Consider the following 13250-nt stretch of genomic DNA (forward strand, 5'->3'; position numbering starts at 1 on the left):
ATAATTAACGTAATACGACAGAGCATCAGCAGTATAAGTGATTGAAAATTAATATATTGACCTGTACCAGCCTATACGGGAGCTTTTCAGCTGCGTGATTTGCCGAAGCAGAATAACGATATGATTCCAGGAGGAAAGCGAAGCGACAAAAATACGTTTTACAGATTTATCGCAGAATGATTATGGTAATGGCCGGTACGAGGGCGTTGACTGATTTGAGTTAAGTGGATGACGACCTTGAATACATGAAATATTTCCGGCGATCATCAGTTAAATTTCTTATGCGCCAGGCTGCGCCAGCGGAAATCCCCGGCTGGCGCGTCGCCCTCAAAATGTCGCGTTCAGGCCAATATTCCAGCTCACCTGGTGATACGCGCTGTTGCCGCCGACCGCAGAAACCCCGGCAAAGGCGTTGACCGTTTCACCCAGCGGCACGCTGGCCCCCAGCGACATATCCAGCCAGTTTTTATCACCGGCGCTGACGCTGCGTACAAAACCGGTCTGCGTTGACTTCAGCCCGGCACGCACCGCGTTCTGCGTATCGCCGAACTGGTGGTAATAACTGAGCTGCGCCCACGGATTAACCGGCCACTGTTTGCTGTCGATACGCCAGCCAAGCGCGCCGATTTGCGAATGCAGGGTTTGATCGGAAAAGCGCATAGCGGTACTGCTGTCGCCGTTTTCGCTGTAGCCCCCTGCCCGCAAATAATCCAGTGCGTAGCTGGCAACCGGACCGGTAGAAAGGTGTTCGCCCAACGGCAGATCCCAGCCGGTTTGCACCCGCAGCCCGAGCATTTTGCCGCTGCTGCTGCCCTGTTCGGTGCGCGTGGCCGGGCCGATTTCAATGCGACGTTCGATGCTGTCAAAATCGAGATCGGCATAGTGCACATCCGCATTGATCCAGCCCTGCTCCAGCAGCGTCAGCTGGCTATACAGCGCCAGCAGATTGCCGCGCAGCTTGTAATCATAGTGCGCCGAAGGATGCTGGCGCTGCGCGGTGCTGGACAACAGCAGACCCGCCTGCCAGTTATCCGTGAACTGATAGCCTAATCCCAGCGTCAGGCTGCCGGTATCGGCGTCACCGTTGAGCAGGCTGTCGCCGCGATAATCAATATGCTGACCGGCATAGCCGCCAAACACGCTGACCTGACCGGCACTGGCCGGCTGCTGACGCTGCTGCTGTAAATGACCGTCGAGGGTGTTCTGCATATCACGCGACAGCATCAGCGGTGCCCGTGCCAGCGCCGCCACCTGCGCGGGTGCGTCGAGGATCGATTGAATATAGTCGGCGATCATGGCATGTACCGCCGGGCTGGGATGCAGCCGGTCGGCAAACAGATATGCCTGCGCGTTACTGAAACCGGGCGTTGACGAGGTGCATTCGGCGGCGGAGGTGCCGACCGGACACGCCATCCCCAGCGTGTTGCTCAGGCCATAGCGTTGCGGATCGGCAATCACCTCGTTGAACAGGCCGGCGATGTCGGCACGCACAATGTTGCCATTCAGCGCCACCAGCCCGGCCTCTTCTTGCTGGTTATAGCCATCGGAGAGGGCTGTCACCTGCTCGCTGAGCACCTGCCAGGCCGAAAATAGCTGCTGCGCCAGCGCGGCACGCAGCGCCGGGATGGTCGACACCTGTGCGGCGGCCTGATCGAATGCGTCGCGCACCGCCTGCTGGCGCGCAGCCACGTCTGGCGTGGCATGGCTGTCCAGCGAGGCAAACGCCGCGACCATCGCCGACTGCGCCGCCGGGCCCAGCACACTCAGCACCGCCTGCACCATGAAAGGCGTGGAGCCGAGCTGCGGCACGTTTGGCACGATCACCGCTCCCGCGCCGGCATCCAGCAGGGTTTTGATTTGCGACACCGCCGCGCTGGCGCTGTTGCTGATGGTCTCGCGCGCGGTAAGCGGATTGGTCACCGCCGCCGCGATATCGTTAGCACCCACCCAGTGAATGTACAGTCCGTTGCTATCTGCGCGTCCGCCGGTGGATTGCAGATAAGCAGCCAGCTGGTCTTGCGTATTGAGGCTGGCATCCAGCGCCGGCACGGTAACGCCGCCGCCCTGTGCATAGTTGCTGCCACCGCGCGACGACGGCTGCAGCGTTTGCCCGAGCTGTGCAGCAAGAATTTCGTCATACAGCGGATGCTGCGCGCCATCGTAAGTAAAACGCCCGACATTACCGCCATCGCTCAGGCTATCGCCGAATACCGTCAGGTTATCCCACGCCAGAGCGCTAAACGGCACACACAGGCAACTCAATGTGGCAAACGCGACCGCCGATCGCGTCAGGTTGCGACTCTTCATCATTCACTCCGAATCTGGCCAGAGGTCATGTCTGACCGCTTAAGGTGCCGGCGCGTCAGGATGCCGGCGCGCAGGCTGAAAACCGCTTAAACAGCGGAAAGGACAGTGATAACAAGGATGCTTAAGGTGTAGTCAGGCAGGCGCGCCTTTACCAGGCAGAGAGCGGAAATTTGCGGGGTGGATCGGCACGTCAGGGATTGCGGACTGGTAACCGCAGCGTGAGGAACGGAGCTTTGAGTGACAAAGCGGCGGAGTTAACTGTAGCCGATATCATATACAGACCTCTGGCATCCCCAGTAACTGCTCTGCAACCTTGCTACGACACGGGGCAGCGATGGCACAACCTTCCGCAAAAAGCTTCAGGAAGTTATTCTCCACAATAAAAATCCCAGCCGCAGGGGCTGGGGTTTTCGTTATCTAATAACAGAGCTAATTTTTATACTTGGCCTTATACGCACCTCAACTTTATTTATCATTCCCTGTGCAACAACTTCAAATTAGCTAACAGGCGCGAAACTGAGGTGCTCGAATACCCCAGCCCGCTGACCGCAAGCAATTAACGAGGAATTGGTTATGGCTGGCACGCACCATAATTCAGAGGCCGACACGTCCACAGCTCAATCAAGACGTTATACCGTGAGATATATCCGCGATCACCTGAAGCACCAGCCTTCACCGTCGATCACCCTGCGCGGCCACTGGATGGCTGAGCTGGGATTTGCGACCGGGCAGAAGGTCGAGGTGATCACCACGCCGGGGCAGATGATCATCCGCCTGGCGGCTGACTGATAATGTAAAAATCCCGGCTCGGTGGCCGGGATTTGTTTTATTTATGAAAAAAATGCCTTTTAGCTTCATTTAAGCTGGGGCTGTTAGCCCCGCCAGAAAAATCTGGATCTTCAGCTTGCACAGGATCATCTTCCCAGTCGCAGATCGAGCAAATTTCATAACCACCTAATTCCAAATTGGTTTTATTGCCACAGCAAGGGCACGCGTGAAATTCCTGCTCCGTCATTGTTTGTTCCAATATTTCATCCCCTTTCCTGAATTAAACATTGTTCTTGGCACACCACTAATATCTTTGGATGCGAAGGCATTCATCGCTGGATTGTAATACAGCGTATCGCCATTAAGACGAGTTTTTACTAAGGTGCCAACAGGCGGATTATTTATAAATGAATGAATAGCCTCTACATATTGTTTAGGATTCTGGAATTCAGGGAATTCTTGCTTATGTTTATCCCAATGCCCATAGGCATTAGGAACAGGTTCTTTTTTCTTAGTTTCAGTCCAAATCTGAGTATCATTAGCTTTCGCAGAAATCTGCTGGCTGCTTTCATTTATCAGTCTTGATGCTTCGGCAAGATCTCCTTTCTTAAGCGCCGTTGCAGCTGCTTTGATAGCCTTGCCTGCAACATCACCCGCTTCAGGTACTAATCCGACCATTGCCACAAGGTAATCGAGTTTAGTTTCGGCCTCCTTGAAACTCTTTATGTCACCGATGATTGGCACAAAACCCAGTCCGGTCAGACCCGCAGCTGCCAGCAATTCATCACGATGCGCATCCATTTTAGCACCGCAGGCTTCGGCACTCATTCCGGCACAATTTTAAGCCTTGAATTCCTCAGTAACCTTCACTAATGCATCCTGCGCTTTCTGATATTTCTCCTGCTGTGATATTCAAGAGGCTTTGTTCTCCGCAATGGCACTCAGCGCATTATTCTACACCGGATTCTTCCCTGCCTGAGCGCCGGCCAGCGCACTGGCGCTACTGCCGCCGGTCACGCCGCCTGCCAGGCCTGCAGTCAGGGTACTCAGTGCACATGATCTGCTTATCCGACTCCTGCAGGTCGCTGACCTGTTTACCCGGATATATCAAATGCATGATCAATTTACCCATCAGCTCTCCGCTGACCGCACCCGTCGCGCCTGCTGCCGCGCTGTTTCCTGCCGCCCGCGATCTTATCACACGAACCATTGCACTGGTGCCACGGCTGGAAAGGCAGATCGATGCGATCCGACAGATGCCAATGACGAAGAAGAAGTTTATTTCTGAGATGCTGGATAACGTGATGGGTAAACGGAGCAGCTAACAGGCGCGGAACTGAGGTGCTCTAATACCCCAGCCCGCTGACCGCAAGCAATTAACGAGGAGTTGATTATGGCTGGCACGCATCACTAGCCAGAGGCCGACACGCCCACAACTAAATCAAGACGTTACACCGTGGGATATGTCCGGGATCAGAGGAAGTTCACGCTTTCACAGTCTATTATCCTGAAGGGCCACTGGATGGCGGCACTGGGATTTGAGACCGGGCAGAAGATCGAGGTGCTCACTGAGCCGGGACAGTTGATTATCCGCCTGGCGGATGAAGGATAACCGACTGATAAAAAAGGAATCCCGGCTCACTGGCCGGGATTTCTTGTTAAGATCAATTAGGATCTGATGGGGGAGATTTTCGCGTATTGAACTTGTCTATCAGATTAAAAACTATTGTAGCTAATGTAATCGCTGTTCCTGCAATAGATCCAAAAACAATACCTCTCTTTAGCTGTCCATCGGGAATTAGAAAATATCCATTTTTAATATATATAATCATTGATGATCCAGCCCCCAAAATAAAACAAATCAGTATACAAAAAACACAAGAGTAAATTAGTAATTTGATATATGCGATCATTTTTTCTCCTCCTTTTATTTTTCAGAAGATTTTTGTGGAGTTAGTGTATTTAAGAGATTTTGTGTATATCCACCTAAAAATTCTGTCCCGAGCGAGCTTATAGCTTCAAATATGAAGCCAGGTGCATCCTTTCCTGTTAACGAATTAACAACCCCTGGTGCATATTCACCAAATCCCCATCCCAATCCAGCGCTACCTGCGGCGATACCAATCGCCCCAATATCAGCTCCATTGCTCAATGCCGCACCAGTCGTAGCTATTCCTACGTTCTGCAATAGTCCACGTCCCGGAGCCAGTGCGCCGGTTACAGCCGCAGAAGCACTGCCCCAGTAGTCCCAGGTTGTTTGCTGATTTTCATGCCGGCTTTGATTCTTCTCACTGTTGATATCAAACCACTGATACGTACCATTAGCCATTGCCGCGATGACTGCACCACCGACTACTTTTCCTACCGATGCAGCCGGACCTAAATAAGCTGCTCCTGCTATCAACACGCCGTCATAATATCCATTCACGATAACCTTGGTTATATTCGCGCCGTCAGGCAAATCACCCTGCGTCAGTTTATCCAATCCTGCCTGTTTCTGCTCTGGTGTAAGGTTATGTTCCTCTGAATACTGATTCCATGACTGCGCAGCGGAGCCTGAACTGGTCATACCCGTACCCAAACTCAGCGCATTATTCTCAACCGCATTCTTCCCTGCCTGAGCGCCGGCCAGCGTACTGGCGCTACTGCCGCCGGTCACGCCGCCTGCCAGACCTGCAGCCAGGGTACTCAGTGCATTGATGATCTGTTTATCCGACTACTGCAGGTCGCTGACCTGTTTACCCGGATACATCGAATGCATGATCAACTGACCCATCAGCTCTCCGCTGACCGCACCGGTCGCGCCTGCTGCCGCGCTGGTTCCTGCCGCTCGTGATCTTATCACACGAACCATTGCACTGGTGCCACGGCCGGAAAGACAGATCGATGCGATCCGACAGATGCCAATGACGAAGCAGAAGTTTATTTCTGAGATGCTGGATAACGTGATGGGTAAACGGATTAGCTAACAGGCGCGGAACTGAGGTGCTCGAATACCCCAGCCCGCTGACCGCAAGCAATTAACGAGGAGCTGCTTATGGCTGGCACCCAGCTTAAGTCAGAAACCGACACGCCCTCAACTAAATCAAGACGTTATACCGTGGGATATATTCGTGATCACCTGAAGCACCGGCCTTCACCGTCGATCACCCTGCGCGGGCACTGGATGGCAGAGCTGGGATTTGCGACCAGGCAGAAGATCGAGGGGATCACTGAATCGGGACAGATGATTATCCGGCTGGCAGCAGCTGAGTGATAATGTAAAAATCCCGGCTCAATGGCCAGGATTTCCTTTTAGTTATCTGTATAAGCGGCTATTAGCTTATTTATTTCACACCAAAGTTGACCTTCATTAAATTCACATTCTTGACGATCATTATCTGGGTTATACATATCAGCAATACAAAATACGCTGGAGAGTAACTCACTTAAATTATCATCATCCTGTGCAAGTAATTCATTATCACGTTCTGTTTTCTACTTAATCATATAAGTGTCCACAAAGCAGCCAGCGGTTATGTCCTTGGATATAAAGCTGTCAATGTAGCTCTTAAGTGATTGACTCATCTTAAATCTCGTTATCCATAACGTTATCATACTTTTTCGTTTGAGGATCAAGCTTCCATCCACTGACAAAATTACCTGTTTTATCAACCACAACTACATTATTTTTTTGCGGGTTAAAAAATACTTTCAATTCTGGAACTAACAAGTATTTGCCATGTTCATAAGTACTTGTGTTATCTAAATGTGGCGTGGTCTCCGTTAACAGGCCGAAGATGAAGCAGTAACTCCAGGCGTTCCCTGGCGCGCTGAACTACACCGGCGATCTGCCGGTGATCAAGCGCGGGAACGGGCATTATGGGTAGATTTGACGGCTAAAAATAGGAAGATCCCGGCTTGAGAGCCGGGATCATTGATGGCTAATCGTCGTAGCGGAAGTCTATATTTAGTTTCATTTTTTCAACATCCAGAGTCACTTTACATCCATGCCACGCAGGGCGGCCATTGGTCAGATTGTTTTCAATATAGTAGTTGCGAAGCTCTACTAGATAATGAAGGATATCTGTATTCGCCCTTCCACCTGCCGTTAACCATTGAGTTTTATCATCATCATCAAGATAATCATATTCATACTCACAATGATCATTTTCCGGTGACAATTCTGCACGTATAATGATCTTCTTAGCTTTGTCGGGAGCGATACTATATAAAACAGTACCGATATCTTTATAAATCTCTTGATCATTTCTCATTATTTCCCTCCCGGTGCATTTATAAAGGTTTTTTATTGGGCGACCACCATTGATAGAGTAGATAACGTTAAAGCTTTCAGGGCGACCACCAGTTCCAGAATAAACGGGATCTATTTTAACATTTATTTGCTTACCCTCTTTCGGGGCAGAAGCCCACGTATTTTCCATTTGTTTCCAGGCACCCTTATTCAGATTACCACTCATTGGAACAATATTAAGCTTCTCACCCATACCACCAAAAATGCTGGCTATCAGGTGACCACCTTCATCCCCTGCAACCCCACATTTACCAGCTTTGCACTGTTGGTATGTATTACGGTCTTTTGTCAATAATGACAGATCTGCTTCAACAGACGCTACCCGGCCATTATTATCGGTCACCTACGTTTTATTAGCATCAACTTTATACGTTTTATTTGGCAGGGGATTATTCAGTTATTTACTCCAGTTTCCCTTACTACCTGATACAGCAACGATTTCATCGCTGGCCTTATTGATCAGCTTCGAGGCTTCAGCAAGTTCCCCTTTGTCAGCGCTGTCTCAGCCGCTTTAATGGCCTTGCCCGCCACATCCCCTGCGCCCGGCATCAACCCTACCGCTGCGGCAAGATATTCCAGCGCACTCTGCGCTTCCGCAAAGCTCTTGATATCACCCACCACCGGCACAAAATCTGCACCGGCGGTAAGGGTTTCTTTCAGCGATTCACGCCGCTCGTCGTACATCTTCACCGAGCAGGCTACCGCGCTTAATCCGGCACAGTTCTCCTTCTTATAGCGCTCGTTTTCCGCCTCAACATATTCACCGGCCTTCTGCTCAAGCGTTTTACCTTCAGACTGCGCCTGCGCTATATCACTCAGCGAGTTATTCTCCACCGCATTCTTCCCTGCCTGAGCGCCGGCCAGTGCACTGGCGCTACTGCCGCCGGTCACGCCGCCTGCCAGACCTGCAGCCAGGGTACTCAGTGCACTGATGATCTGCTTATCCGACTCCTGCAGGTCACCGACCTGTTTACCCGGATACATCGAATGCATGATCAACTGACCCATCAGCTCTCCGCTGACTGCACCCGTCGCGCCTGCTACTGCGCTGTTTCCTGCTGCCCGCGATCTTATCACACGAACCATTGCACTGGTGCCACGGCTGTAAAGGCAGATCGATGCGATCAGGCAACTGCTAATTACGAGGCAGAAGTTTGTGGCTGAGATGCTGGACGATCTGATTGGTTAAACAGAGTAGATATCCGGCGCGGAGCGCAGCTGAGGTGCGCCAACACCTCAGCCTGCTAACCATAACCAACTATACGAGGTAGTTAATCATGGCTGAGCACGATACTAAGCCACAAGTGAGCATTTCCAGGGCGTTACGGCAGCGATTGGTAAAACGGAGTAATTAACAGACGCTGAACTGAGGTGTTGGAGCACCCCAGCCCACTGACCATGAGCAACTAAGAAGTAGTTGATCATGGCTGACACGCATCATGAGTCAGAGACCCGCACACCCACAACCGCTGCCTGCGGACTACAGGCGCATCATTACAGGTCGGCTAGCGGCCTAACCGGTGCCAGCCGAACCCGCTGCCAAAGCTCACCATTAAAGGCCGCTGGCTGGAGCATCTGGGCTTCACGACCGGGCAGAAGATCGAGGTGATCACCGGGCCGGGGCAACTGCTCATCCGGCTGGCGAATGAAGGGTAATTAACTGATCTGTAGATTAAAATCCCGGCACTAAGGCCGGGATTTATTGAGTTAAGATTATAAGTAGAGGCTATCATCGTAAGGACTGGCAGCAAGAATTTCTTCAAAATGTTTTCGAGATTTTATTCCCCATTCGATGTTGATTTTGTTCATAAGCTCAATAATCTTTGGAAAATAAATACGCCGACTATCTTTACCAGGAATCCGATTATTTAATTCGTACTCGACTGCTACATCATGTATAAAATCATACATAATCCAATAAAGTAACTCATCTGTTGAATCTGTAACCTTTCTAGAGAACTCACATCCTCTCTCGGAACAGATATAATTATACTTTCCATTTTCAAATGAAATATAAGGCGTTCCATCATCAATAGGTGCTGAGCAAAGGTTAACAGAGTGAACCGGAAAACCTAATATCAAAACCAGCGTATCTATTTTTTTTTGAAGATCATTAATACTCAACAGCATTTCAATTAACCTTCTCAAGATATTTGTTGTCTAACAACCATTGTACATTTACTCGTTCCTGCATATTAGGCAGAATCTGAATACCTCCGCCAGGTTCACCAAAAGCAGGGGCTATTTTCCCTTGCATAACAGGCAACGGTTTTATGACAACGTATTCATGGTACTTATCCGCTAAGGAGCCAGGTGCTAAAGCGCGCTGTTCCTGGGGCGTACCTTGTGGTGCCAAGAAAGAACCATTTGTCTTGCCATACCTATCCAAATGAGTGCCTACAGGAAGCGTTGTTTTAACTGGTTCTTCGGCAAAACCTAATTTTGCAGGCCAGTTCCAGTCTCCGCTTTCATTACGGTATTTATCGTACTGTGACCACCCTGAAGCTTCCTCATCAGCAGCATTTCTATTTGGCTCTGCCGTTCTTCCGGCTGAAGGTTGAGATAGTTTTTTTGCTGAACTCTCTTTTGTCGGTTCCTTAATTACACTCTTCAGCCCGTAAGCACCCGCCAGAGCGGCAGCCAGTTCCTGAGTCTGCATTGCTATATCATAACGGCCTGCTGCTGTTTCCCAGCTCACACCGGACGCCTGTGCTATTGCTGTTATGGCTTGGTCGCGGCTGATACTGCCTGCATCCAGTCCCTGCAAAACACTTTCCAGGTTTTTCACATCCTGTGGATATAAATCCCTGTACAACAATGAGTAGGTCGCATTTTCACCATATTTATTAAATGCTTCCTGAGCCGGGCCAATCAGCGCACCACAGGCTGAACCACCTTTATTACCATCCGTACAGACCGCTTTTATCGCTTCATCACGCGCTTTATCTGTCTGATTAATCGTCGCCAGCTCTTTCGCTTCAGCCGGTGTCAGTTCCTGTTTCAGATAATCGCGCTTCGTCTCCAGCTGTTTCTTTCTGTCGGCTTCCTGCACGCTCAGCCAGTTATTCTCAACCGCATTCTTCCCTGCCTGAGCGCCGGCCAGCGCACTGGCGCTACTGCCACCGGTCACGCCGCCTGCCAGACCTGCAGCCAGGGTACTCAGTGCACTGATGATCTGCTTATCCGACTCCTGCAGGTCACTGACCTGTTTACCCGGATACATCGAATGCATGATCAACTGACCCATCAGCTCTCCGCTGACCGCACCGGTCGCGCCTGCTGCCGCGCTGTTGCCTGCCGCCCACGATGTTACCGCACCTACCACTGCATGAGCCATCGCTTTTGCGGCCTGATTGTCAGCGGTATATTTGTGTATCTGCTCGGCCAGATACGGTGCCGCTGCGCCGCTGGCTGCCTGCGCCAGATTGCCACCCGCCAAACCCTGAATCGCCGCAGTCGCCGCCTGAATCCCCTTCTGGATATCGCTGCCGGTGCCCCAGAGTGCCATGGCCTTCTTATAATCACTGCTGTTTTCCAGCGCTTCCTGATACGCTTTCTTTTCAGCCGCAGGCGCGTCGGCATCCGGCTGGTTTATGTTGTTTTTTGCCAATTCCTTCTTACCTGCTTCCGTCGCCTCAATCTGCCCCTGCGTCCGGGCGATATCAGCAACCTGGCTGCCTGGTTCACCGATCAGCTGAGCCGTCTGCAGGCGTTTCTGCTCCTTCTCTTTGTCGAAAATCGGGCTGATGCTGTCATTAGCGTGCTCGGTGTCGCGGCTAAGTGCAGCAACATCCTGCTGCTGATTTGCCTGGTCGCGCACCACTATCGTTCCCTGGGCAACGGCTAAGCACCGCCACACCACGGTGCACCGTGGCGCTTTTTGCACCAGCAGATCTCATAATCTGCGCTTATTACGGCATCAAATCTCTCGCTAAATCAAAAGCTCACGATTATGGCATGCAGGTTGCTAAGCCTTTGGTAGAGATGTTGGACCAATTAAGGCAAAGCGATGCATGACCCGGCTGAACTCCATCCCATCATTCCCACGCGCAGCGATACGCTGATCCTCGATGCGCTCACGCGCTATATGGCGCATGCCGGCGCGCAGCCGGGCAGTCGCCTGCCGCCGGAACGCGAGCTGGCGGAGAAACTGGGGGTCAGCCGCAATACGGTGCGCGAGGCGCTCAAGCGCTGGGAAGCGCTCGGCATCATTATGCGCAAAAAAGGCAGCGGCACTTTTTTGCAGGCGGAAGTCGGTCTGCACGACAGTTTTCTCTCTCTGCGCTTTAAAAACGACTCCGCCAACATGCTGCATGCGCTGGAAGTACGCCGCATCATTGAATCCGAATCCTGCGTGCTGGCCGCGCAGCGCGCCAGCGCCGACGACCTGCTGGAAATCGAACAGCGGCTGGATGAGATGGAGCGTGTGCATCTGGCTATCGGTTCCGCCGGACCGGAGGATTGGGCGTTTCACACCAGCATCTATCGCGCCGCCGGTAATCCGCTGCTGTTGCAGATGCTTAACGGCGTCTACGACACGCTGCACGCCTTTTTCGAATCACCACCCGAACAGGCGCTGTTTTCAGACTCGTTTCCCCTGCACCGTGAACTGTTTAATGCCATCCGCGCCCGCGACAGTCAGGCCGCGCGCGCCCTCTGCCACCAGATTCTTGATATCACTGAACGCGACATGAAGGACGTGATCCATGCCAAACGCTAAACCTATTGCGCAACAGACGCTGCTGACCCACGACCAGCGCCATGAACAGGGCGCGGTGACGCCACCGATTTATCAGTCTTCGCTGTTTACCTTCAGCGATTACGACAGCATGATCGCCCGCTTTCGCGGCGAGAGCGACCAGCCGCTCTATTCCCGCGTTGATAACCCGACGGTCAAAGCGCTACAGGATAAAGTTGCCGCGCTGGAAGGCGGTGACGCCTGCCTCGCCTTTGCCAGCGGCATGGCCGCCATCAGCAACGCGATTCTGAGTGTGGTTCAGCCAGGCGCGAAAGTGGTCTGCGTCAATCATGTCTATCCCGATACGTACCGCTTTTTGCGCGGCTTTTGTCAGCGTTTCGGTATCACGACGCAGTTTGTTGATGGCGACGATGACGCGGCGATGGCCGCCGCGCTGCCCGGCGCCAGCCTGCTCTATCTGGAAAGTCCCTCCAGCTGGGTGATGAGTGAACAGAACCTGCGGCAGCTGGCCACGCTGGCGCGCGATGCAGGCGTCGTCACGTTGATTGATAACAGCTGGGCTTCGCCTATATTCCAGCAGCCGCTGCTGTGTGGTATCGACATCGTGGTGCACTCCGCCTCAAAGTACATCAGCGGCCACAGCGATGTGGTGGCCGGCCTGGTGATTGCCAGCCAGCAGCACATCAACAACATTGCCCGTCACATTAGTCCGTTCCTCGGCGGCAAACTGTCTGCGAACGAAGCGTCTTTGCTGATGCGTGGCCTGCGCACGCTGCCGCTGCGCATGAAGCAGCATCAGCAAAGCGCTCTGCTGCTGGCGGAAAAGCTGCGTGACCATCCGCAGGTCAGCGCGGTTTGCCATCCCGGGCTCAATCCCCCTGAGTGGTCCACGCTGCGCGGTTACAGCGGGCTGTTTTCCTTTGCCGTGACCGAACAGGTCGACATACCGCAATTCTGCAATGCCCTGCAACTGTTCCACATGGGCGTCAGTTGGGGAGGATTCGAAAGCCTGGTGATGCCGGCGATTTCGGTTATCAATCAGGCCAGTGAATTTAATTCAGCACAGGATTTTGGTGTCTCGCCGCGCCTGATCCGTATCTCCGTTGGACTCGAAGAGACCGACGATCTTTGGACCGACCTGAATCAGGCACTTGCTGCCGCCACTCACCGTTAATCACGCTC

15 protein-coding genes and 4 pseudogenes are annotated in these 13250 nt (G+C 52.3%); 7 read left to right on the top strand and 12 right to left on the bottom strand.

From position 1 onward, the window contains the following. Positions 1 to 327: 327 nt before the first annotated feature. Positions 328 to 2310 carry an autotransporter outer membrane beta-barrel domain-containing protein gene (locus MXF20_RS05185; protein ID WP_418936830.1) on the bottom strand — a complete coding sequence of 661 codons (1983 nt, stop codon included), beginning with the start codon at positions 2308 to 2310 and terminating at the stop codon, positions 328 to 330. Positions 2311 to 2601: 291 nt separating this feature from the next. After that, positions 2602 to 2700 (bottom strand): annotated as a pseudogene (locus MXF20_RS23390) (hemagglutinin); the annotation flags it as partial. Positions 2701 to 2943: 243 nt separating this feature from the next. Between MXF20_RS23390 and MXF20_RS05190 the strand changes: the two are divergent. Then, entirely contained in the window at positions 2944 to 3096 is a 153-nt protein-coding gene (locus tag MXF20_RS05190) for a SymE family type I addiction module toxin (protein WP_325968024.1), read from the top strand. Positions 3097 to 3133: 37 nt separating this feature from the next. Here the strand turns inward: MXF20_RS05190 and MXF20_RS05195 are convergent, their stop codons facing one another. From MXF20_RS05195 to MXF20_RS23395, 3 genes are all read right to left on the bottom strand, one after another. Then, positions 3134 to 3322, bottom strand: coding sequence for a CPCC family cysteine-rich protein (locus MXF20_RS05195; RefSeq protein ID WP_325968025.1), 189 nt, complete (start codon positions 3320 to 3322; stop codon positions 3134 to 3136). Continuing rightward, positions 3319 to 3903, bottom strand: a complete 585-nt coding sequence (locus MXF20_RS05200; RefSeq protein WP_325968026.1) for a hypothetical protein — start codon at positions 3901 to 3903, stop codon at positions 3319 to 3321. Before MXF20_RS05200 ends, MXF20_RS05195 begins: the two co-directional genes overlap by 4 nt. A gap of 126 nt (positions 3904 to 4029) precedes the next feature. Then, entirely contained in the window at positions 4030 to 4092 is a 63-nt protein-coding gene (locus tag MXF20_RS23395; protein WP_418936840.1) for a VENN motif pre-toxin domain-containing protein, read from the bottom strand. A 98-nt stretch (positions 4093 to 4190) separates the two neighbouring features. Between MXF20_RS23395 and MXF20_RS05205 the strand changes: the two genes are divergently transcribed. Both MXF20_RS05205 and MXF20_RS05210 read left to right on the top strand, forming a co-directional pair. After that, complete coding sequence (locus MXF20_RS05205) at positions 4191 to 4400, top strand: hypothetical protein (RefSeq protein ID WP_325968027.1); 210 nt, start codon at positions 4191 to 4193, stop codon at positions 4398 to 4400. A gap of 131 nt (positions 4401 to 4531) precedes the next feature. Further along, a complete protein-coding gene (locus MXF20_RS05210) occupies positions 4532 to 4687 on the top strand; it encodes a SymE family type I addiction module toxin (protein ID WP_325968028.1) in 156 nt (51 codons plus the stop codon). 315 nt (positions 4688 to 5002) lie between these two features. Here the strand turns inward: MXF20_RS05210 and MXF20_RS05215 are convergent, their stop codons facing one another. After that, a complete protein-coding gene (locus tag MXF20_RS05215; RefSeq protein ID WP_325968462.1) occupies positions 5003 to 5779 on the bottom strand; it encodes a VENN motif pre-toxin domain-containing protein in 777 nt (258 codons plus the stop codon). Between the two features lie 333 nt (positions 5780 to 6112). Here MXF20_RS05215 and MXF20_RS05220 point away from each other — a divergent pair, with 333 nt between their 5' ends. Continuing rightward, the gene (locus tag MXF20_RS05220) at positions 6113 to 6331 is read left to right on the top strand and encodes a SymE family type I addiction module toxin (protein WP_325968029.1); all 219 of its coding nucleotides are present in this window, start codon (positions 6113 to 6115) and stop codon (positions 6329 to 6331) included. Positions 6332 to 6369: 38 nt separating this feature from the next. Here MXF20_RS05220 and MXF20_RS23400 read toward each other — a convergent pair. The 4 genes and pseudogenes from MXF20_RS23400 to MXF20_RS05230 all read right to left on the bottom strand — a co-directional run. After that, a pseudogene (locus tag MXF20_RS23400) lies at positions 6370 to 6540 on the bottom strand (colicin immunity domain-containing protein); the annotation flags it as partial. 103 nt (positions 6541 to 6643) lie between these two features. Continuing rightward, the gene (locus MXF20_RS23405) at positions 6644 to 6856 is read right to left on the bottom strand and encodes a colicin D domain-containing protein (protein WP_104187384.1); all 213 of its coding nucleotides are present in this window, start codon (positions 6854 to 6856) and stop codon (positions 6644 to 6646) included. Positions 6857 to 6998: 142 nt separating this feature from the next. Beyond that, positions 6999 to 7712 (bottom strand): DNA/RNA non-specific endonuclease, encoded by a 714-nt coding sequence (locus MXF20_RS05225; protein ID WP_325968030.1) that lies wholly within the window; start codon positions 7710 to 7712, stop codon positions 6999 to 7001. Positions 7713 to 8184: 472 nt separating this feature from the next. Next, a pseudogene (locus tag MXF20_RS05230) lies at positions 8185 to 8428 on the bottom strand (VENN motif pre-toxin domain-containing protein); the annotation flags it as partial. 364 nt (positions 8429 to 8792) lie between these two features. Between MXF20_RS05230 and MXF20_RS23410 the strand changes: the two are divergent. Then, positions 8793 to 9025 (top strand): annotated as a pseudogene (locus MXF20_RS23410) (SymE family type I addiction module toxin). Between the two features lie 57 nt (positions 9026 to 9082). Here MXF20_RS23410 and MXF20_RS05240 read toward each other — a convergent pair. Together MXF20_RS05240 and MXF20_RS05245 are read right to left on the bottom strand one after the other, a co-directional pair. Further along, positions 9083 to 9499, bottom strand: coding sequence for an Imm63 family immunity protein (locus MXF20_RS05240; protein WP_325968031.1), 417 nt, complete (start codon positions 9497 to 9499; stop codon positions 9083 to 9085). Position 9500: 1 nt separating this feature from the next. Continuing rightward, positions 9501 to 11192 (bottom strand): glycohydrolase toxin TNT-related protein, encoded by a 1692-nt coding sequence (locus MXF20_RS05245; RefSeq protein ID WP_418936831.1) that lies wholly within the window; start codon positions 11190 to 11192, stop codon positions 9501 to 9503. Positions 11193 to 11378: 186 nt separating this feature from the next. Here MXF20_RS05245 and MXF20_RS05250 point away from each other — a divergent pair, with 186 nt between their 5' ends. Next, positions 11379 to 12089: a FadR/GntR family transcriptional regulator gene (locus tag MXF20_RS05250; protein WP_325968033.1), complete on the top strand. Its 711-nt coding sequence runs from the start codon at positions 11379 to 11381 to the stop codon at positions 12087 to 12089. After that, positions 12076 to 13242, top strand: a complete 1167-nt coding sequence (locus tag MXF20_RS05255) for a PLP-dependent transferase (protein ID WP_325968034.1) — start codon at positions 12076 to 12078, stop codon at positions 13240 to 13242. The genes MXF20_RS05250 and MXF20_RS05255 overlap by 14 nt, the downstream gene beginning before the upstream one ends. The last annotated feature ends 8 nt before the right edge of the window (positions 13243 to 13250 follow it).

It is taken from the genome of Pantoea dispersa (genome assembly GCF_035783935.1).
Taxonomy (GTDB): Bacteria; Pseudomonadota; Gammaproteobacteria; order Enterobacterales; family Enterobacteriaceae; genus Pantoea; species Pantoea dispersa_C.